Source organism: Solimonas fluminis, assembly GCF_002930645.1.
Taxonomy (GTDB): Bacteria; Pseudomonadota; Gammaproteobacteria; order Nevskiales; family Nevskiaceae; genus Solimonas_A; species Solimonas_A fluminis.
Map to the genome: position 1 here is coordinate 350171 of NZ_PSNW01000001.1, position 21299 is coordinate 371469.

The window sequence follows — 21299 nt, forward strand, 5'->3', positions numbered from 1 at the left end:
CGCTACCACTCCTGCCGCAACCAGCCGAGCACCCGGCGTATGGACTCTTCCTGCCCCACGGGGGGCGTCCAGCCTGCCACGACCTGTGACTTGAATTCCTGCTGGGCGGACATGATGCTCAGGAACATCTGGTCTTCCCGGCTCAAGGGCATGGCCTTGGCCGGCGACAGCTCCCTGCCCTTGAGCTTGACGAACAAGGGGCGCGGCAGGCGCGTCAGCATGCTGCGAGCCCAGGAGCCGGATACCCGTTCGCCGGCGAGGCGGCGGTACAGGGCCCGCGGCTTGACGCCGGCCATGGCTTCGGCCAGTTCCGCCCGCCCCGAAACCGGCAGCGTCATCTGCTCCGGACCGGCATGGACGGGCGATACCTGCAACTCCGCCGCCAACCGGTCGATCCAGTAGGACCACGGTACGCTGGAAAATTCGGCCAGATGATGGAAGCGCAATCCCGGCGCTCCCTCGCCCTGGATGGCCAAGTGGGACAAATAGGAAGCTACGTTGGCCACGTCGGTGGAGTTCGAGAGCCCGGCCACTCCCTGCACGCCGATCGGCCGCCCGGTCAGCAATCGCTGCACCAGCGGCAATGCCCAGGCCCCCGAGGCGTAGCCCCAGACATTCCCGAGGCGGACAATATCCAACGAAAGACCGCCCTTCTTCTGAAGTGCCGCGAAGTGATGCTCCGCCTCGATCTTCGCCTCGACGTAGGCCGCATCCCGCACCTTGCGCACAGGACTCGCGCTGACAGGCCTGTCCAGTGCCAGGCCGAAGACCGCCTGCGTGCTCACATGGATCAACCGCCCACCGGGCTTCATGAGGCGCTCTACCGCCGCGAATATCAGCCGGTTCTGCGCCGCATACGAGAACAGCGGGCCGCTGTTCGGATATGCAAGATTGATCACCAGATCAAAAGCCGTGGATTCCGTCACCTGGCTTTCGTGCAGGACATTGTGGAACGAGCCTTCCACAGACAGCTCAGCGGCGCCACGGATGACCGCGGTCACCTGCACCCCAGCATCCTGCATGGTCTTGAGCAACTGCCGCCCGACGAAGCCGGCGGCGCCGACGACTGCAATGGTTTTCACGCTGCTTGCCTCAGGCATTGGAGAGCGTCTCCAGGATCGTAGTCAGGCCGACAAAGCGGAAAGCCGCGAAATCCTCCTGCCCGTCGCGCAGGAGGATTCGCCTCAACTGCAGTTCGAAGCACTCGAGAATCTCGGCGTACTGCTCCTCGGCCGAAAGAACGATGGATCCTTCCGCCGTAGCGAGCCGAACCCGCGTATCCATCCCCGCGGATAGTGAAATCTTGCCCCGCTCCCCGATGATCTCGATGAAGTTGGGCAAGGCCTCAAACCGGCTGAAATGCAGCTGGAAGCCCACCGGCGATTGGCCGGCCTTCCCGCCAAGAACCTCGAACCTGGCCTTGAAGTCATGACTGGGTTCCGCCTTGTCCTTGCGGACCTGGATCTTCGACAGTTCCAGATCGGGCCAGAGATCCATGCCTGCCACGAACAGTGCCGTGTCCAGGGTGTGCGAGCCGGTGTCCCACAGGACACCGCCAGCCGGGTCGCGAACGGTGTAGCCGGAGACGGCCTTCCAGGTGAAGCGCCCTCCCTCGCTCATCCGGATCGCCTGGACCTGGCCGATGGTACCGAGCTTCACCAGGTCGCGGGCCAACCGAACCTGGGGAAAGGTGCGCCGGAAGTGGCCCACGAAGAGTTCACTGTTGGCTGCCGCGGCCGCATCGACCACTCGCCTCGCTGCTGCGGCAGAGGTCATGAAGGGCTTCTCGCACAGCACCACGCGCCCGCTCCTGATGCTTTTCAGGACCAGGTCCTCATGCGTGGACGGCGGCGTAGTGATGATGATGGCGTCGGCCTGCCGGACGAGTTCGTCAAGGGGGGTTGCCTGTGCATTGAACAAGGCAGCGGCCGACTGCGCCTGGGCCTCGTTGATGTCCGATACGAAACGCACGCTGTACTCGCTGCGCACCGGAAGCGTCTTCGCATAGTTCGAATGCACGACCGCACCGCAGCCCACCAATCCAATGGAGATCATGAGAATCGCTCAGAAAAGACTTTCGTAGGGCACACGCCTGAACACTTCCAGATGCCCTCCTACCGTGGCATTGAGAACCTCGACGCCGCGGCGTTCGAGTTCCCGCTTTGCGCATTCATATCCGATCTCCATTCGCGCCACATTGGGATCGTGCCAGCGATAACCCGGCCCGAAGTAATCCGGGTGGATATGGTTGACGTCAGCCTCCTGGGACTGGATGACGTGGTTGACAATCTGATCCTTGGGCACCTGATAGTTATGATCGAACCCGATCATGATGATCTGCTTGCAGCCGAGATAGGCGGCCAGCTGCAGATTGAGGAAGCTGACGGTACCTCCCCAGTAGGCCAGCCGGTCCAGGCGGCTGGAGAACTGCGGGAAGGGGCTGTGCTGCCTCTCGAAGTCCACGTAGAGCTTGCTCTCCGATGCCTCGCCGAGGTGTCGCTTCAGGTCATATGGGAACACCTTCAGGATCGAAGACAGTTCCTTCACCGTGGCGGCTCGATCCTCCGCGACCAGACGGTCCTCGATCGTCAGGATCGTCGGGATGTAGGCGAGCTTGTCCCAGATCAGGTAGTGCGCATTGCTGACGATCGTGACCTCCCCTGCCAGGCGGTTGAGGTCGCACTTCAGCAGGCTGGGCCCATTACCCATCACGAAACAGCGGCGCCCTTCGTACTTGTCCTTCAGGGCCAGGAGCCTTTCCCGGTTCTGGCGGCCTTCCGGCGTGCAGGACCAAGCCTTGTACCGAAGCCTCGACCGCATGACTCCCGATTTTCGACGCAAATCCAGCTTGAGCGGCATTTCAAACCCTTGAATAAGTGATCGTCACGCCCGGACCAGCGGCCACAAGGCAACAACAGCGAGACAAAACAGAAGCACGAGCAGTGCCGGAACGCTCGGGCTCAGCAGTTCCAGCGCGGCCCGCCGCCCGAACAGGCCCTGGCTCAGGCCATAGCCCACGGGAACATAGACCAGCAGCATCGCGGCTGCCCAGGCGACGGGGATGGCCAGCACATCCAACCCCGGCCATGAGACCACCGCGACACCCACGGCAAACGCCGCCACCAGGGTATTCAGCCAATGCCAGTGCACGACGTTCGACACGGTATAGGCTTGAACCAGCATGCCCCCGCAACGCTCCAAGGCAATGGCAAGCACGGCGACGGCCATCCAGAGCGGCGGCATGATCTCGGTCTTGCTGCCGGTCAGCGGCAGCAGGACCGGCAGGATGGCCAGCAACCCGAGTCCCAGCACGACGAATACCCAGATCGAACGCCGGATGCCGACGCGGCTGATCTCGACCACGGCTTGCAGGTCCCTTCTGGCATAGCTGCTCGCCATGCTGGGAATCTTGGTGTAGAACGGGGCCTGCGAAATCTGGGAGGCCACCTGCAGCAGGCGCATGGTGAGCAGGAACTGCGCTGCGGCCGTGGCGGAAGCCGTGGCGGCATACCACGCGCAAAGTCCCTGGTTCAGGCCATAACTCATCGCAATGCCGACGCCGCTCTTCCAGGATGATGTGTAGAGTTCGCCGGCGATACGGCGATCGAACAGCGCCGTCCCCTTCCAAGTCTCGCCATGGACGCCCCGCAAAACGGAGCGACGGTGAAGGTGGACCAGGACCAGCAGGGTGCCGCAGTTCACCATCACGATCGACAGGATATCGACCCGCGCCATCGCGAGGATCGTCGAAAGGACCAGGGCGGAGGTCTGAACCTTCGTCTCGCGGAATCGGAGTTCCGCGATGCGATGGCTCGCTTGTAGCCAGGCCTGATGCTGGAAGTTCCAGAAGTAGGCCGTCACCGACAGGACCATCAGCGCCCAACCTGCGGAATAGCTCGCTGAGGGTGCCTGGTTCGAGGCAATCCACAACGCCATGCCGCCCGCCAGGACGAAGCAAGCCAGGGTCAACAACAGATAGATGCGACGGACTGTACCTACCACCGCATCGATGGCCCAAAGCTCCTTCCCCGGCTCCTGACCGGCTTTGCCCTCAGCCCCCAACCCATACGAAAAGAAACGCACCGCCGTTGGGGTCATGCCCGCATCCACCACGGCCAGCATCGATCCCGGCAGCGATACCGCCAGCCAGAAGACGATGTCAGCCTGGCTGTATCCCCTGAGAACAAAGGGATACAGCACGACGAACGACGCCGCCTTGGTCGCGAACGAACTCCAGGTGGCAAAGGTCGGACTCTTGACCAAGCCTGCCAGGCGTGCGCCGATCGAAGTATTCATGCGGAAGAGCCAGGGCCAGGGCGATCAGGATCGCCAAGCCGTCAAACTCCGAGGAAGCGGAAGATTTTCTCGACCGCGATATGGCTGGTCCGGATCACGGCATCCACCGTGTTGGAGCTGTTGTGCGATCCGAAAAGGCAACGGTCGCCCAATTCACGCAGGCCTGAATCGGCCGGCAAGGGCTCCACCTCGAAGACATCCAGCGCCGCGGAATGCACGTGGCCGCTGCGCAGGGCCGCCAGCAGCGACGGCTCGTCGATGATCGGCCCTCGCGCGACATTGATCACGCGGATACCCTGCTTCATGCGAGCCAGGGACGCCTCGTTGACGATGTGGCGTGAAGACGGCGTCAACGCACAGGTCACGACCAGGAAATCCGCCTCATCCAGCGCCTCGGGCCAGGAACGCATCTGAACCCCGGCCGGAACATCCTTCGGGTTGACCACCGGATCGTAGCCCAGGACGGTCATGCCGCAGGCCATGGCGCGGGTTGCGACATTGCGCCCGATGTCGCCCTGGCCCAGCACCGCGCACTTCTTGCCTGCCAGCGAAATGCCGGAGGGCTTCGGCCAGCTTCCCTCTCGCACGCCGCGGTCCACGGCAAAGGTCTGGCGCGCCAGGGCGATGATGTAGCCCAGGGCGATGTCCGCGACCTCTTGTCCGAACATCCCGGGGGTATTGGTCACCGGGATGCCCAGATCACCGCAGGCCTTGAAATCGACGTTGTCGACACCGACGCCCCACTTCACGGCCGCCTTCAGACGTCCGGCCTTGCCGGCCTCGAACACCTCGCGCGTGGCCGGGTCATCACCGATGATCCATCCGTCATGCAGGGGTACGATCCGCTTCAGTTCCTCCACTGAAAGAATCTGCACGACTTCCGGAGTGGTTACTTCGATTCCCTTCTCCTCGAAGAGATGGCGCAGCTGCGCCATCTGGCGAAGCATGGGCGGGCAGGTAACCAGAATCTTCTTGGAGTCGCTCACTTGGAAAGTCCCAGATGGTTTGCGGCAATCACGGCAAAATCCCAGTCCGCCTGGTCATCGATATCGATCGACTCGAGGCGCGGGCCTTCGAACAGTGCCGGCTTCCTGCCGATCCTCGCGTTCGTGGCGCGGAAGCTTTCCTTGCTGAACAGGTAGAGGTTGGAGTTCTCCTCGAACCAGGGCTCCAGATCCTGGGTGCGGACCAGATTGTCCGGATCATGGTTGATGGGTGAGCCATCTGCCCGATAGAAACGGGTCTGGATCTTGTCCACCGTGAACAGGGAATCCGCGGATCCCGCCTTCTTCCCTTCGATATAGGCGGCGATGGCGCCGCGGATGGTGGCCGCAGACAGGAAGGGGTTGGTGGTGTGCGTCATCAGGTAGAGATCCGCGTCGACATTCTCCACGTCGTCCGCGAGCACCTTGTTCATGCTGACCAGGTCTCCGCAGATTTCCGGCTTTCGGTCGCGGATCAGGATGCGGTCTGTGTCGATCAGTCCGTGCTCGGCGAGAATCTGCCGGGCATCGGTGTTGATGACGATCTGGTCGATCTCCTCTACCGCCAGGAGCGTATCCAGGATCCAGCGGAACAGCGGCTTGCCGCAGAAGTCGCGGAAGTTCTTGCCCCTGACTCTTTCGCTGTTGGCCTTCATGGGCAGCAGCGCAACGATCTTCATGTCGATATCTCTTACTTGGGATAGAAGTAACGGTACTTGGCCTCGCGCGACAACACCCGGTGCACGTGATTGCCGCGATAGGCTCCCCAGAACTGCATGAACCGGAACAGAACCACCTCCAGGATCACCTTCCTCATCCTGCGTTCCTGCATGGCAACGCCCATGTCCAGCAGCACGGAGCTCAGGAAGAAGCGAATGAAGTCGCCGAAGCTCAGGTGCACCTCGGGGAGGATCTTCTGCAGGGCGATGGCTTCGCGCTCATAGCGGCGCTTGACCTGCCGCCAGCCCTCTTCGTGCAGGTGATAGACGGCGGCGTCCGCGCAATAGGCCAGCTTGTGGCCGTGCAGCATGATGCGCTTGCCCAGTTCCATGTCCTCGAGGCCGGTCAGAGCCTCGTCGAAGCGGAAACGTTCCCAGGCTGCCTTGGCGATGGCGCTGTTGGCATTGTTCACGAAGAAATCTTCCTGCGGAATCCTGGAGGATTCGGGGAAATACTTCTTGAACAGCTGGCACTCGCTGAACTTGCTGTCGCCGTTGCCCACCTGGCGTCCATAGGTGTAGGTCGCCACTCCGTCACGGATGGGGGCCACCAGCTCGGCCAGCCAGTTCTCGCCGCAGGGGATGCAGTGTCCGCTTACGAAGACGAGGACATCCCCCCGGGCCGCTTCGCAGCCCATGTTGAGCGAGCGGCCGAACGTGAACTCGCTCTTCTGTATGGTGACGATGCGCGCGTTGTTGGCGGCGGCGATTTCCTTGGTGCCGTCCGTGGATCCGGAATCCACCACCACCACTTCCACCTCGAGATCCGGGGCCTTCTGCCGCGCGATGCCGGCGAAGAGCGCGGGCAGATGCCGCGCTTCGTTCAAAGTGCGAATGACGATGCTGATCAGCATGATTCAAATCGAAAGAGCGTCGGGATCGAGCACGAGACGGAATGAAGGACTCGTGCGGGTGTAGATGATTTCGATCTCTTCGCGGTAAGCCTGGTTGGGCTCGAACATGTCGTAATGCATCGGTACCACGGTGCGCGCGCCGATCTCCTCGGCGAACCTGAAGGCCTCGCGGATCGACATGTTGCCGACGATGCCCGCCCGGTCCCGGAAGAAATTGCACTCGTTCACCGGCAGCAGGGCCACGTCGATCGGGCCACAGGCCCTTACCTTTTCGATCAGGCATTCGTGCACGCAGGTATCGCCCGTGTGAAGGAAACGCTTTCCCTCCCATTCGATGACATAGCCCAGGTACCGGAGGAATCCTTGGGAGTCCTGCTCTATCAGCTTGTGTGCTGCCGGGACAGGAGTCACCTCTATCGTCGGCGCGATCTGCAGGCGATCGCGATTGGCGACGATCAACCGGGAAGAATCGATCCCCTTGCCTGCCAGGTAGTCGATCACGATCCGCGGCCCCACGAAGCGGCACGCCGGCGATGCCTGGGACAAGGGCAACAGCGTTTCGATGTCGCAATGGTCCATGTGCACATGCGAAATGAGCACATAGTCGGCATCCGTGACCTGTTCAGGCCGCATCGGCGCCGGCCGTAAACGACGCAAGGCCGGCCCCTCCACCTTCTCCACCTGATCCGAGAGATACGGATCGACAAAGAGCACGAAACCGCCGGCCTCGAGCCGGAATCCCGCCTGCCCCAACGCGGTGACGCTGAACCTTGGCATGGCTGTCAACTTTCGTCCGCCGGGGCCGCCTATCGTGGGGCCGCGCCGTACTTGTTGCTGTAGCTGTACGTGTAGTAGGAGCTGTAGTAGCCGTAGCCTCCGCCACGGATGCCCACCTGGTTGAAGATGATGCCGCGCAGCTGCACGCCGGCCTGGCGCAGTCGACGCACCGTTTCCTCGACCATGCGCATGGGATGCTCGCCTTCCTTGAGCACCATCAGCACACAACCGGCCATCCGGCCGATGATGCTGGCGTCCGTGACCGGCAGCACCGGCGGCGTATCCACGATCACGAGGTCATAGGTTTCCGACAGGTGCTTGAGGAACTGCACGAAACGTTCATGCAGCAACAGTTCGGACGGATTGGGAGGAATCGTTCCGTTGGCGATCAGCGAAAGGCCGGCGACTGGGGTCTTGCGGATGACGGACTGCATGTCGGCATTCCCGGCGACATAATCGCTGATGCCTGGCGCCGCGGTTTCGCCGATGTATCGATGCAGATAGCCTCGGCGCAGGTCGCAATCGACCACTACCACTTTCTTGCCGCTCTTGGCCAATACGGCGGCCAGGTTCATCGAGACGAACGACTTGCCCAGCCCCGGGGTCGGGCCGGTCAGCATGACGATGTTGTTCTGCGCCTCGAGCAGCGCGAACTGCAAGGACGTTCTCAGGCTGCGCAGGGCCTCGATGGCTACATTGTCCGGCTCGACCTCGGCCAGGATGTGGGTGCCTTCCTGCTTCCTGCGCAGGGCCAGCGCCACGCGCTTCTGCCGACCGGTGTACGGCACCGCCGCGTAGGTCGGCAGTCCCAGCACGCGCTCGACTTCGTCAGGCCGGTTGACGCCCCGGAACAAGGCCTTCTGCAGGAACAGGAAGCCGACGCCGAGAACCAGGCCGATGAAGACACTGATGGCCCCTACCACCACGGAAACCGGGCTGGTCTTCTTGTTGGGGATGAGCGGGTAGTCGATGATGCGGACGTTGCCGACCGTACCCGCCTTCGCCACCTGCAGTTCCTGCGCGGAGTTCAACAGCGTGGTGTAGATCTGGCTGTTGACCTCCAGCTCGCGCATGAGGCTCAGCACTTCCTGCTGAGTCTCCGGCAGCGTCTCCGTGCGCTTCTTGATGTTGGCCTGCTCGGAGTCGAGTGCACGGATCTGGGCATCGAGCGCCTGCACCACGGGATGCTGGGCAGTGAACCGCTGGGTCGCCTGTTGCCGCTGCCCCATCAGTTCCAGGCGCTTGGTTTCGAAGTCGACGCTCTGCTGCAGTACCAGCTCGGTTTCCTTGGTGACGTTTACCGAACCCTGCTTGAGCTGGTACTCATTGAGCTTGGCCTGCGCCGCATCCACCCGCCCCTTGATCTCGGGCAACTGTTGCTGCAGGAATTCCAGCGACTGTTGTGCCTCGGCCGAACGGCGCTCGACATTCTGCCGCAGATACGCGTCTTCCATCTGCTGGATGACATCGGCCACATAGCTGGCGCTGGGCCCCCGGACCGTGAGGCTGATCACTCCCGACTGCTTTCCGGCCTCGACGACCTTGAGGTGCTTCTGCAGATTGGTCAGCACTTCCATGAAGCTGAGGCGGACCACGCTGAACCGGGTGCCCGGGTGGGAGCGCAGTTCCTGCACGAAGAGCGTGATGGGACCCGCGCTGGATTCGGCGGAGAGCAGGACACCCACCTGGCCACGCCAGATCTTGCTGTCGTCCTCCGGATCCTGCAGGCTGAACTGGCCGTTGCCCAGGGCCGTCAAGCGGAAAGGCTCGCCGAGCAGGGTTTCAGGCACGGTGAATTGCGTGACCTCCAGCTTTTCGCCCCCCCAGGCATAGCGGCTGTTCGTGAACAGTGCGGGCTGCAGCGCGTCGCCCTCCACCCGCTTGCGCGCGATGAACCGCCCGAAGATCGGGAAATAGCTCGCTTCCGCCTGGACCTCCAGCTTGAGCGCGCTGATCACCTTCCCCAGCACCATGCGGCTCTTGAGGATCTGGATCTCGGCTTCGGTTTCCATCGGCGCACCGAACAGGGACGCGAGATCCCCCATGCCGCCGCCCATGCTCTTGGCGTTCTGCTCCACCTGCACCATGCCGTTGGATTCATACACAGGCCGGGCGGCGATCAGGTAGAGGATACCAAGGACACAGGCTGCCGCTACAAAGGCCACGATCGTCCAGCGGCCGGACCACAGGGTGGAGAGGAGTTGGCCCAGATCCAACTCGCCGTCCTCCTCCTGAGCCTGGAAGGAACCTTGCAGCGGTACAGGTGCGCTATCAGCTTTCATTGTTGCTTCGCAGTATGAATCAGAGACTTGCAGCTACAGATCAGAAATGGCGTCGAACCCGAGGAGCAGCTGCTCATCCCTGGAGGTACGCAGCATCCCCGCCATCGGATTCAGGGCTGTTTATTGGGTCAGGGCATCGACCTGGTAGACCGCCGTAATCGTCGGCAGCAGCTGACCGATCACGAGGTTGTACTGGCTGAACGCCGTGGCCTTGACGTAGACCACGTCGCGCGGCTCCATCGTGAATTCGCCCGCGAGCAGCAAGCCCTCGGGCCGCGACAGATCCACCGCATAGATGGAAGCGCTTTCGCCGAGCTTCTTCGGCCTGCGGAAGACGAGCACGCCGGAATCGTTCGCCGTGACGCGATCCAGTCCGCCCGACTTGGTCAGGGCCTCGGTCAACGTCAACTCCTGCTGCCCCATCGTGACGGCGCCCTGCCGAGCCAACTCGCCGAGGACGAAGACCTGGTCGTTGTTGGCATCCGGCACATGGACGATGTCGCCCGCCTTGAGCAGCGGATTGATGGCAGGCACGTTGCCCGAGAGCAGGCCGGCCAGGTCAACCTCGTAGCTCTTGCCGCTGCGAATCAGCAACGTGGTCCGGCGGCTGGCGCCCGGGTTCAGGCCACCACGCTCGTTCAGCGCCTCGAGCAGCCCCTTGGTGGTGTCGTCGAGCGTCACCACGCCCGGATTCTTGACCTCGCCAGTCACCTGTACACGGCTCGAGCGGTAGGCCACGACCCGCACATCCACCTGCGGATTCTTGACGACCACCGCCAGGTCCTTGGTGATGCGCTCGCGGACCTGGCGGATGGTCTGGCCACCGGCCTGGAAGACGCCCACGTAGGGGAAGAAGATCTTGCCGTCTGCGCCGACAAGCTGGCCCGCGGAAACCGGATCACGGGTCACGGCGCCAAAGGGATTGGTGAGCTCCAGGTGATCCCACACGACGATCTGCAGTACGTCTCCAGGGCCGATCAGGTACTCCGCCGGCGTGCCCGTCGCAGACGCTGGCACCAAGTCGACCTCCACAGCATCGCTTCCACCCTTCGGCATACCAGGACCCGCCGCGACAGCCGACTGGGGAAGTGCCTCGGCCGCTCTGGAGGATGAAGCCGTCCGCGAACGCAGCGAAGCCAGGACCTCCGGCGTCACCTCAATGACCCGGTAGCCCGGACTGGCATCCGGATGATCTCCGCTGGCGCTCACGCGCAAACCCGGCACCAGCGCACAGCCGGACAACAGGACAACGGAAGAGAGCAGCCCACCCAGGACAGATTTGCTGATAGTCATCGCTTTCTCTCGAACTTGATTCTTGTCTTGCCTTGCGACGGACAAAGGCCGCAGACACCAAATGTGGATCATATCGCAACTGCAGTGGGGGCCGTGTAATAAGTTTCTTACACTCGCAGCTTTAGCCACTACGTCCGTATATGTCCTCGAACCTCACAATATCGTCTTCACCCAGATAGCTTCCTGACTGTATCTCTATGATTTCCAGAGGAATACTTCCCGGATTCTCCAGTCGATGCTTGTTGCCCAATGGAATGTAAGTGGACTGATCCTCGCGCAGCAGGAACACCTTGTCTTCGCAAGTCACTCTGGCCGTTCCGGATACGACGACCCAATGCTCTGCACGATGATGATGCATCTGCAGCGATAGTTTCTGGCCTGGGCTCACGAGAATCCGCTTGACCTGGAACCGGTTCGCCAAGGCAATGGTCTCGTACCAGCCCCAGGGCCGGTAAACCCTCGGATGTAATTGTGCCTCGGGTCGCCCGGATTCTTTGAGACGGGCCGCAAGCTTCTTAACATCCTGCGCTTTCTGCCGCGGAGCGATCAGCACGGCGTCGGCGGTTTCGACGACGATGTGTCCCTCGACGCCGACCAGGGCTACCAGCCGCGACGTGGCGCTCACCAGGTTGTTGGACGCTCCCTCGAGCACCACGTCGCCCTTGGCCACGTTTCCGCCGGCATCCTTGAGCGGCAGGGTATCGAGATACTCCCAGCTGCCAACGTCGTCCCAGCCGGCATTCATCGGAACCAGAGCGGCCAAGGCCGTGCGCTCCATGACCGCATAGTCGATGGAATCAGCCCGGCACCGGGAAAAGCTCTCGCGGTCCAGACGCACGAAATCCATGTCGGCGCGGCCCCTGGCATAGCTTTCCGTTGCATCCGCCATCATCTGCGGTTCCAGCCGGCCGAGTTCCGAGAGGAACACGTCGGCCCGGAACAGGAAGAGCCCCCCGTTCCACAGATGGGTACCCGACGCCAGGAATTCCTCTGCGGTCGGGCGATCGGGCTTTTCGATGAACCGGTCCACCTGGAAGGCTTCCGTCCCCTCCAGGGCAGCGCCCACCTTCAGGTAGCCGAATCCCGTTTCGGCGCGGGTCGGCACGATACCGAAAGTCACGATGCGCCCCTGCTGCGCCGCGCCGACCGCGGCCTGGGCCGCTGCCACAAAGGCCGCTTGATCGGCGATGGCATGGTCCGCCGCCATCAGGAAGACCAGCGTCTCCGGACCGTACCTCTCGCGCGCAAAGGCGGCGGCCACCGCAGCCGCGGGCGCGGTATTGCGCGCCGCAGGCTCCAGCGCGATCGAGCACTCCACGCCAACCTGGCGCAACTGCTCGGCGGCCAGGAAGCGATGCTGCTCTCCGCAGATGACCAATGGCGGCAGGGCACCCGGCAGCGCGACCGCCCGCAAGGCCGTGCCCTGCAGCAGCGAATGATCGTCAATCAGGCTCAGGAACTGTTTGGGGTACTGCTCGCGCGACTGCGGCCACAGGCGTGTGCCGGAACCCCCGGCCAGCAAGACGGGCAGAATATGCTGTTTATTCATGAAATTGGAGCAATGTGAGCGACGAGATGGAGCACTATCGCAGACTTTCGATCAAAGTCAGTATTTGCTGCGTTTTCTCGCGCATCAGCCCCTCGTCCCCCCTGGTCTCGACGTTGAGACGGATGACCGGCTCGGTATTCGAGCCCCGGAGATTGAACCGCCACTGCGGAAACTGAACGCTCAGGCCATCCGTCCAGTCGATCTCGCCATCCTGGTATCGCTGCGCAACCGCGCGCAAGACGGATGCCACATCGCCCACCGTGCGATTGATCTCTCCGCTGGCCGGATAGCGCCGGATGCGCTCGCTGACCAGTGCCGAAAGCGGCTGGCCGGCCGCCTTCACCAGTTCAGCGACCAGCAGCCAGGGCAGCATGCCGCTATCGCAGTACGCGAAGTCCCGAAAGTAGTGGTGGGCGCTCATCTCGCCGCCATAGACGGCATCCTCACGGCGCATGCGCTCCTTGATGAAGGCATGCCCCGTCTTGGACTGGATCGGCGTGCCGCCAGCCTCGCCGACGATCTCGACTGTATTCCAGGTCAGCCTCGGATCGTGGACAACGCGTTCGCCGGGGCTGCGCTGCAGCAGAGCCTGCGCGAGCAATCCCACGATGTAGTAGCCCTCGATGAAGTCGCCGTTCTCATCGAACAGGAAGCAGCGATCGAAATCTCCGTCCCAGGCCACCCCGAAGTCCGCGCCATGCCGCTTGACCGCCTCGGCGGTCGCGCCCCGGTTCTCCGGAAGCAAGGGATTGGGAATCCCGTTGGGAAAGCTGCCATCGGGCTCGAAATGGACCTTCACCAGCTCGAACGGCAGCCGTGGCTCGAGCGCCTCCAGCAGAGGCCCCGCGGCGCCGTTGCCCGGATTGACGACGATCTTCAGGCGGCGCCCACCAGGCGTGGTGAACCTGGCCAGGAAGTCGACCAGGGAGGGGCGGAAGTCCGCCCGGATCATGGGGGGCAGACCCGATGGCGCCCGGCCCAGGGAGGCTGCCGTCGCGGCCTCCAGGTCCCTCAAGCCGGAATCCCCCGAAACCGGCACCGCCCCGGCGAGCACCAGCTTCATGCCGTTGTAATCGATGGGGTTGTGACTGGCGGTCACTTCGATCGCGCCGTCGATCCCGGGCTGCTGGGCCGCCCAGTAGACCTCCTCGGTGCCGCAGAGGCCGAGATCCAGCACCTCGACGCCCTCGGCAGACAGGCCATGCGCCAGAGCATGCAGCAGGGCCTCGCTCGAATGGCGGATATCACGGCCCAGGGCAACCCGCCTGGGCGAAAACCGGCGGGCGAAGGCTCCCCCCAGCCTGAACGCAATGTCTTCGTTCAGTTCACCGGGAACCTTGCCGCGAATGTCATATGCCTTGAAACAGCTCAATCCGTTGACCATTTTTCATGCGCCCGTACAGCATTTCTGCCCGGCACTCGGTCCGGGCAGGCTAGACATCTACAAATTGTTCGGCCGCTCCGGCTCTTTCAGGCGATCAGGTGAAACCCGCAATCTGCGGCAGACGGTCGTTTCGGGCACTCAAAATGCGACGCATGGACCTTCAGCGCCCACCGAGACAAGATGAACGTCAGTAGGCCTTCTCGTCACCCTGCAGCGCCCGGAGCACGGTCAGGACGATGATCTTCAGGTCCATCGTGAAGCTCACGGTACGGCAGTAGAAGGTATCGAAACNTTTTTTAATGATACGGCGACCACCGAGACAAGATGAACGTCAGTAGGCCTTCTCGTCACCCTGCAGCGCCCGGAGCACGGTCAGGACGATGATCTTCAGGTCCATCGTGAAGCTCACGGTACGGCAGTAGAAGGTATCGAAACGAATCCGATGGGTCATGTCGCGCACGCTGCGCGTCTCGCCGCGGCAACCTGAAACCTGGGCCAGCCCGGTCACCCCCGGGCGCACGCGGTTGCGCAGGACATAACCCGGCACGACATCGGCGAAGACATGGTCCAGCTCGGCCACGTGCGGGCGCGGGCCCACCACCGACATATCGCCCAGAAGCACGTTGATGAACTGGGGAAGTTCGTCGAAATTCGAGCGGCGCAGGAATGCGCCTACGCGGGTGATGCGCGGGTCGTTCTTCTGCGCCTGCGCGAACCTTGCCTGGGGATCGTGCGTCATGGTCCGGAACTTCAGGCAGCTGAAGGTTTCGCCGTTCAGCCCGACGCGGCGCTGGCGGAACAGGATGGGACCCCTGGAATCCAGGCGGATCGCCAGAGCGATCAAGGGAAAGAGCCAGATACCCACCAGCAGCAGGAAGGTAACCGAGAACAGGATGTCAAAGGGCCGCTTGCCATAGCAGGCATACAGCCTCAGCGGCGACCGGACCTTCGTGTCGACCTCGTTGCTGGCACGATAGCGTTGCAGTTCCTTCGTGCGCTTCAGCAGCAGCAAGGCTTCGGCTTCTGCCTGCACGGAAACCTCCGGGTGACTTCCCACGCTTGCGACCTCCATGGAATCTCCCCGGAACATTCTGCTAGACGCCGGCTGGCTACTCATAGTCAATGCTCAGCAATTTTCTGAATTTCGGCGCAACACCAGCTTCCCTGCCAAGCGCCCTCCATACCCAACCCATCTCGCCAATAGGCGACGCAGCTTCCGGATCTGCTCTACGCACCCCTCAGGGGATGCGAATCATGCCTCGCAAAGATCCTTGCCGCAATGCAGCATGAAGCATGCCACTGAAAGATGGAAACAACTGTGACAAGCCTCTCAAGCCCTGAACAGACCTCAAAAGAGGGGCATTCCCCGGCTTCTGTCCAGGTCAGGGCATCTCGTCGATTTCCTTGTCCTGCGGGGGCAGCAGGTCCTCCCGGGAAACGCCCAGGGCAACGGCCAGGTTGGTGGAGATGTAGATGGACGAATAGGTGGCGACGATCACGCCGAACAGCAGGGCCGCCGAGAAGCTATGCACCGTTGCCCCGCCCAGGGTCAGCAGGGCGATCAGCACCAGCGAGGTCGCGACGTGCGTGATGATCGAGCGCAGCAGTGTCTGATTGACGGAAAGGTTAACAACATCAAGGACATCTGACCTTCTCTCGCCGATCAGATTCTCGCGCACGCGATCGAAGATGACGATGGTTTCATTGTTCGAGTAGCCCATCAGCGCCAGGATGGCCGCCAGGGTGGTGATGTCGAACTCGATATCGAACAGGGCCAGGAAGCCCAGGACCATGATGACGTCATGGACCACCGCCGCCACCGCGCCGACGGAGAACTTCCACTCGAAGCGGAACATGATGTAGACGGCGATGCCGATGAAGGCCACCAGCAAGGCCAGGCCGCCATCGTTGAACAGTTCCTCGCCTACCTGCGGGCCGACGAACTCGATGCGCCGCAGTTCGATCCCCTTGTCCTTGGCGTGCAGGGCGTTCAGCACCTGGCTGCTGACCTCGGCCGTGCTGGCTTCCTTGGCCGGCGGCAGGCGGATCAACAGGGCCGAGGCGCTGCCGAAGTGCTGCACCATGGCATTGTGATAGCCCGCCTCCCCCAGTTCCGAGCGGACTTCCTCGAGCTCGACCGGCTGGGGATAGGACACCTCCACCAGCACGCCGCCGGTGAAGTCGATGCCGAAATTGAGGCCGTGGAAGGCGATCAGCAGGATCGCCACCACGGTCAGGATGCCCGACCCCCACAGCCCGGTCTTGCGCTGGGCCATGAAGTTGATGTTGGGTACTTTGGCGAAGATTTTCATGACTCTGGATAACCTTTCAGGGCCCGATCACCAGACCGGCACGTCCTTGAGGGGACGCTTGGCGAAGAACAGCTGGGCCAGCGCGCGCGAACCGACGATGGCGGTGAATTGCGAGCAGACGATGCCGATGGCCAGGGTGATGGCGAAGCCCTTGATGGGACCCGCGCCCAGCGCGAACAGCGTCATGGTGGCGATCAGTACCGTGATGTTGGCGTCGGCGATGGTCAGGAAGGCACGCTCGTAGCCCGCCTCGATCGCTGCGTGCGGCTTCATGCCGTTGCGCAGTTCTTCACGAATTCTCTCGTAAATCAGTACGTTGGCATCGACGGCGATACCCAGGTGCAGCACGATGCCGGCGATGCCGGGCATGGTCAGCGTAGCCTGGAGCAGCGACAGGATGGCCGCCACCAAGACGGTGTTCATCAGCAGCGCCGCGACCGCGAACAGGCCGAACACGCGGTAGTAGACCACCATGAACAGCGCCACCAGGGCCATGCCCAGCACGGCGGCGGCGATGCCGCGGCGGATATTGTCGGCGCCCAGGCTGGGGCCGACGGTGCGCTCCTCGACGATCTCGACCGGGGCCGCCAGGGCGCCGGCCTTCAGCAGCAGCGCCAGGTCGTGGGCCTCCTTGCTGGACAGGCCGGTGGTCTGGAAGCGCTTGCCGAACACGCCGCGGATGCTGGCGATGGAGATGATCTCCTCGACGTCGCGGTGCTCGCGGATCGCCACGCCCTGGGCGTTGTAGTTGGTGACGACCTCGCGCTCCTTGAACAGCACGGCCATCGGCTTGCCGACGTTGCGCTCGGTGAAGGCGAACATGCGCTTGGCTGCCGCGCCGTCCAGCACGACGCTGACCGCCGGGCCGCCCTGCTCGTCCACCGTGGCGGCGGCGTCGACCAGGTTGTCGCCGCCGGCGATGATCTCGCGCTTGAGCAGCACCGGGCGGCGGTCCTCGCGGGTGTAGAACAGCTCGGTGCCGGCGGGGGTGATGCCGCTGGCCGCCGCGGAATAGGCATCGGCCTCGTCCACCGCGCGGTACTCCAGGGTCGCGGTGGCACCCAGCAGTTCCTTGACGCGGGTGGTGTCCTGCACGCCGGGCAGCTGCACGACGATGCGGTTGACGCCCTGGCGCTGCACCAGCGGTTCGGCCACGCCGAGCTGGTTCACGCGGCTGCGCAGGGTGGTGAGGTTCTGCTGGACGGCGAAGTCGACGATGCGCTTGGCTTCCTGCTGCGACAGGGCGATCTGCAGCTGGGTGGGGCTGTTGGCCGGCACCGTCAGGGCGTACTCGGGGAAGTTGCGCGCGATCAGCTTGCGCGCCTCGTCCAGGGTGGCGGCGTCGGCGAACTCCAGCACCGCGGCGCCGGAGGCCTCGCGACGGCCGGTGTAGCGCACGTCTTCCTTGCGCAGGAAGGCCGGCACGTCGGTGATGATGCGCTGCACGGCCTTCTTGTTGACCTCGTCGAGGTCCACTTCCAGCAGGAAGTGCACACCGCCGCGCAGGTCCAGGCCCAGGTTCATGGGCTTGGCACCGATGGCGCGCAGCCAGCCGGGCGTCTTGGAGGCCGAACTCAGCGCCACCACGTAACCCCGTCCCAGTTCGCGCTTGAGCTGTTCCGAGGCCTGCAGCTGTGCGTCGGTGTCGGGCAGGCGGACCACCCAGTGGCCGTCCTCGACGCCGCTCGCGATCGGGACCAGCTTCCGGGCCTCCAGGGCCTTGGCGACGATGTCGCCGAAATCCGCCGGTAGGGGATCGCCCGATTCCATCGTGACCTGCACCGAGGGATCGTCGCCGTAGATGTTGGGCGCCGAATACAGCGCTCCGAACACCAGGGCCAGGACCAGGACGACATACTTCCAGCTTGCGTAAGGCTTCATGAGGCGGATCTCGCCAGGGATGGACCCCTGCTTCCCGCAGGGGACGGCCCGGGGGCATCGCCCCCGGGCTCTCAGCCTCCAGAAATAGGAGGTTAAATCAGTTACTTACAGGCTTTTCAGGGTGCCCTTGGGCAGTACGCTGGTGATGGCCTGCTTCTGGATCTTGACGCTCACGCCCTCGGCGATATCCACCGTCAGGTAGGCCTCGCCGATGCCGGAGACCCGGCCGGCCAGGCCGCCGCTGGCCACCACCTCATCGCCCTTGGCGATCTTGTCCAGCATCTGGCGGTGCTCCTTGGTGCGCTTCATCTGCGGACGGATCAGCAGGAAGTAGAACACCACGATCAGGACCATCAGCGGCGCGAACTGCATGACCAGGCTGGGCTGGGCCGCGGCCTGCTGGGCGTAGGCCGGCGAAACGAAGAAATCCAACACGTAAAGCTCCGAAATTAGAATGATTCTTGAAAATCGAGCGGCGGATTATGCCACGAGCCGCTGCCGCTCAACCGCGCAATGTCCCCGGACCCCATTATCGATGAACCGTGCCCCTCCCCGATGGAGGCGGCGGCTCGGAATGACATCGCGCTTCAGATCGTTCACGCCGGCATAAGTTCGGCGGATGTCTCCGCCACCCTTGGGCCTGGCACCCAACGGCGGCCCACCCTCATGGACTGCCGCTCCAGGCGCTTGCCGGCCGGCGGCGACGGCGGAAGAGGCCAGACACCCCGGAGGCCCTGCCGTCGCGTTCAGGGGGCACCCCGCCGCCGAGGCTTGCCGAAGCCATGGCCTCGGCGCGGAATCGATCCGTCGCCGGGCACCGTGATTCCCCAAGTCCGCTGCTCCGGCAGGGCCCGGGCTCCGCGATGGACATCGAGGCCTCCTCATTTGCGAACCCGACCGCGGCTTCCAGGCTCCAGCCTTTTGTGCCCTGGGTCTCGCCCGCCGCTCCAGCCCCCCTTTTCGGAGAGGACTTGCAGAGGGTGTCTCCGGTATCCTTGTGCCGTGGTCTTCCATAGTCAAAATCCCCGAATCAATGAAACTCCTCATCACCGGTGGAGCCGGCTTCATCGGCTCTGCGCTCATCCGCTACCTGATTCGTGAAACCGAGCACGAGGTCGTCAACGTCGATTGCCTGACCTACGCGGCCCATCCGAGTTCGCTCGAGGAAACCACGGCCAGCCCGCGCTACCGTTTCGAGAAGATCGACATCCGTGACGCCGCCGCGCTGTCCAGGGCCTTCGCGACCCATCAGCCCGACGGGGTGATGCACCTGGCCGCCGAATCGCATGTGGACCGCTCCATCGACGGGCCGGCGGATTTCATCGACACCAACATCGTGGGCACTTTCCGCCTGCTCGAGACGGCGCTGGCCTACTGGCAGGCGCTGCCGGAACCGCGTCGCAGCGGTTTCCGCTTCCACCACATCTCCACCGACGAGGTCTATGGCTCGCTCGGAGAAGAGGGCTACTTCACCGAAACCACGCCCTACGCCCCCAACAGTCCGTATTCCGCCAGCAAGGCCAGTTCGGACCACCTCGTCCGCGCCTGGCATCACACCTACAAGCTGCCGGTCGTCATCACGAACTGCTCGAACAACTACGGCCCCTTCCAGTTCCCGGAAAAGCTGATTCCCGTGGTGCTGCTCAATGCCCTGGAAGGCAAGCCCCTGCCCGTCTACGGCCAGGGGACCAACGTGCGCGACTGGCTGTACGTGGAGGATCATGCGCGCGCGCTGTGGACCGTATTCAGCCGCGGCGCCAACGGCGAGCAGTACAACATCGGCGGCCACAATGAAAAGCGCAACATCGACCTGGTGCGCCATCTCTGCGCGCTGCTCGATGAGCTGCGTCCGGACCCGGCCGGCCCGCATGAACGGCTGATCCGCTTCGTGGAGGACCGCAAGGGCCACGACCTGCGCTACGCCATCGACGCATCCAAGATCGAACGCGAGCTGGGCTGGAAGCCGCGGGAAACCTTCGAAACCGGCATCCGCAAGACCGTCCTGTGGTATCTGGAGCACCTTGACTGGTGCCGCATGGTCCAGGGCGCCCAAGGGCGTGAACGTCTCGGCCTGCGGAGGGCCTGAACAGCATGAAGGGAATCATCCTCGCCGGCGGCAGCGGCACCCGCCTCTATCCCTCGACCACGGCCGTCTCCAAGCAGTTGCTGCCGGTCTACGACAAGCCGATGGTCTACTATCCCTTGTGCACGCTGATGCTGGCGGGCATCCGGGACATCCTGATCATTTCCACGCCCCAGGACACGCCACGCTTCGAACAGCTCCTGGGCGATGGCAGCCAGTGGGGCATCCGCCTCAGCTATGCGGTACAGCCCAGCCCCGATGGCCTCGCCCAGGCCTTCCTCATCGGCGAGAGCTTCATCGACGGCGACGCCTGTGCGCTGGTCCTGGGAGACAACATCTTCCACGGCCATGACCTGGTCCATGCGCTGCAGCGGGCGGCCGGGCGGGAAAGCGGCGCGACGGTGTTCGCCTACGCGGTCAATGATCCGGAGCGCTATGGCGTCGTCGCGTTCGACTCCGCCGGCAAGGTGCTGTCCCTCGAGGAAAAGCCGAAGCAGCCCAAGTCCCGCTATGCGGTCACCGGCCTGTATTTCTATGACGCTAACGTCGTCGAGATGGCCAGGCGCGTGCGCCCATCCGCCCGCGGCGAGCTGGAGATCACCGACCTCAACGGCCTGTACCTGGAACAGGGAAGCCTGACTGTGGAGCTGATGGGCCGCGGCATGGCCTGGCTGGACACCGGCACCCACGACTCCCTGCTGGATGCGGCCGTTTTCATCCAGACGCTGGAAAAGCGCCAGGGACTCAAGATCGCCGCTCCCGAGGAGGTCGCCTACCGGAGCGGATTCATCACGGCGGAGCAATTGCGCGCTCTCGCCAAGCCTCTGATCAAGAGCGGCTACGGCAACTATCTGATGCGCATTCTCGACGAGCAGGTGTTCTGAAA

Annotated in this window: 18 protein-coding genes; 2 read left to right on the forward strand and 16 right to left on the reverse strand. The window is 63.3% G+C overall.

Annotated features, from left to right (window positions below; all coding sequences use genetic code 11):
- Window positions 1-2: 2 nt before the first annotated feature.
- The 16 genes from C3942_RS01720 to yajC all read right to left on the reverse strand — a co-directional run bounded on the left by C3942_RS01720 (window position 3) and on the right by yajC (window position 18702).
- Window positions 3-1082 (reverse strand): NAD-dependent epimerase/dehydratase family protein, encoded by a 1080-nt coding sequence (locus C3942_RS01720; RefSeq protein ID WP_165797274.1) that lies wholly within the window; start codon window positions 1080-1082, stop codon window positions 3-5.
- 10 nt (window positions 1083-1092) lie between these two features.
- Window positions 1093-2055 (reverse strand): Gfo/Idh/MocA family oxidoreductase, encoded by a 963-nt coding sequence (locus C3942_RS01725; RefSeq protein WP_104228605.1) that lies wholly within the window; start codon window positions 2053-2055, stop codon window positions 1093-1095.
- Between the two features lie 9 nt (window positions 2056-2064).
- Entirely contained in the window at window positions 2065-2859 is a 795-nt protein-coding gene (locus tag C3942_RS01730; protein ID WP_104228606.1) for a 6-hydroxymethylpterin diphosphokinase MptE-like protein, read from the reverse strand.
- A 24-nt stretch (window positions 2860-2883) separates the two neighbouring features.
- Window positions 2884-4296 carry a hypothetical protein gene (locus tag C3942_RS01735; RefSeq protein ID WP_133164212.1) on the reverse strand — a complete coding sequence of 471 codons (1413 nt, stop codon included), beginning with the start codon at window positions 4294-4296 and terminating at the stop codon, window positions 2884-2886.
- Between the two features lie 41 nt (window positions 4297-4337).
- On the reverse strand, window positions 4338-5282 hold the full coding sequence (locus C3942_RS01740) for a phosphoglycerate dehydrogenase (protein WP_207765935.1): 945 nt from the start codon (window positions 5280-5282) through the stop codon (window positions 4338-4340).
- On the reverse strand, window positions 5279-5959 hold the full coding sequence (locus C3942_RS01745) for an acylneuraminate cytidylyltransferase family protein (RefSeq protein WP_279330895.1): 681 nt from the start codon (window positions 5957-5959) through the stop codon (window positions 5279-5281). Before C3942_RS01745 ends, C3942_RS01740 begins: the two co-directional genes overlap by 4 nt.
- Before the next feature lie 11 nt (window positions 5960-5970).
- Window positions 5971-6852: a glycosyltransferase family 2 protein gene (locus tag C3942_RS01750; protein ID WP_104228609.1), complete on the reverse strand. Its 882-nt coding sequence runs from the start codon at window positions 6850-6852 to the stop codon at window positions 5971-5973.
- Window positions 6853-6855: 3 nt separating this feature from the next.
- Window positions 6856-7629 carry an MBL fold metallo-hydrolase gene (locus tag C3942_RS01755; RefSeq protein ID WP_104228610.1) on the reverse strand — a complete coding sequence of 258 codons (774 nt, stop codon included), beginning with the start codon at window positions 7627-7629 and terminating at the stop codon, window positions 6856-6858.
- Window positions 7630-7658: 29 nt separating this feature from the next.
- A complete protein-coding gene (locus tag C3942_RS01760) occupies window positions 7659-9911 on the reverse strand; it encodes a polysaccharide biosynthesis tyrosine autokinase (RefSeq protein WP_104228611.1) in 2253 nt (750 codons plus the stop codon).
- 120 nt (window positions 9912-10031) lie between these two features.
- Entirely contained in the window at window positions 10032-11204 is a 1173-nt protein-coding gene (locus C3942_RS01765) for a polysaccharide biosynthesis/export family protein (RefSeq protein ID WP_165797275.1), read from the reverse strand.
- A gap of 121 nt (window positions 11205-11325) precedes the next feature.
- The gene (locus C3942_RS01770) at window positions 11326-12753 is read right to left on the reverse strand and encodes a mannose-1-phosphate guanylyltransferase/mannose-6-phosphate isomerase (RefSeq protein ID WP_104228613.1); all 1428 of its coding nucleotides are present in this window, start codon (window positions 12751-12753) and stop codon (window positions 11326-11328) included.
- A 34-nt stretch (window positions 12754-12787) separates the two neighbouring features.
- The gene (locus C3942_RS01775; protein WP_104228614.1) at window positions 12788-14137 is read right to left on the reverse strand and encodes a phosphohexomutase domain-containing protein; all 1350 of its coding nucleotides are present in this window, start codon (window positions 14135-14137) and stop codon (window positions 12788-12790) included.
- Window positions 14138-14468: 331 nt separating this feature from the next.
- Entirely contained in the window at window positions 14469-15170 is a 702-nt protein-coding gene (locus tag C3942_RS01780) for a sugar transferase (protein ID WP_165797276.1), read from the reverse strand.
- Window positions 15171-15519: 349 nt separating this feature from the next.
- Window positions 15520-16449, reverse strand: coding sequence for a protein translocase subunit SecF (gene secF / locus C3942_RS01785; RefSeq protein ID WP_104228616.1), 930 nt, complete (start codon window positions 16447-16449; stop codon window positions 15520-15522).
- Between the two features lie 27 nt (window positions 16450-16476).
- A complete protein-coding gene (secD, locus tag C3942_RS01790; RefSeq protein WP_104228617.1) occupies window positions 16477-18330 on the reverse strand; it encodes a protein translocase subunit SecD in 1854 nt (617 codons plus the stop codon).
- Window positions 18331-18435: 105 nt separating this feature from the next.
- Entirely contained in the window at window positions 18436-18702 is a 267-nt protein-coding gene (gene yajC / locus C3942_RS01795) for a preprotein translocase subunit YajC (protein WP_366516581.1), read from the reverse strand.
- A 661-nt stretch (window positions 18703-19363) separates the two neighbouring features.
- On the opposite strand from yajC, the gene rfbB reads away from it, so the two are divergent.
- Both rfbB and rfbA read left to right on the forward strand, forming a co-directional pair.
- Window positions 19364-20416, forward strand: coding sequence for a dTDP-glucose 4,6-dehydratase (gene rfbB / locus C3942_RS01800; protein ID WP_104228619.1), 1053 nt, complete (start codon window positions 19364-19366; stop codon window positions 20414-20416).
- Window positions 20417-20421: 5 nt separating this feature from the next.
- Window positions 20422-21297, forward strand: a complete 876-nt coding sequence (gene rfbA / locus C3942_RS01805; protein ID WP_104228620.1) for a glucose-1-phosphate thymidylyltransferase RfbA — start codon at window positions 20422-20424, stop codon at window positions 21295-21297.
- Window positions 21298-21299 lie beyond the last annotated feature (2 nt).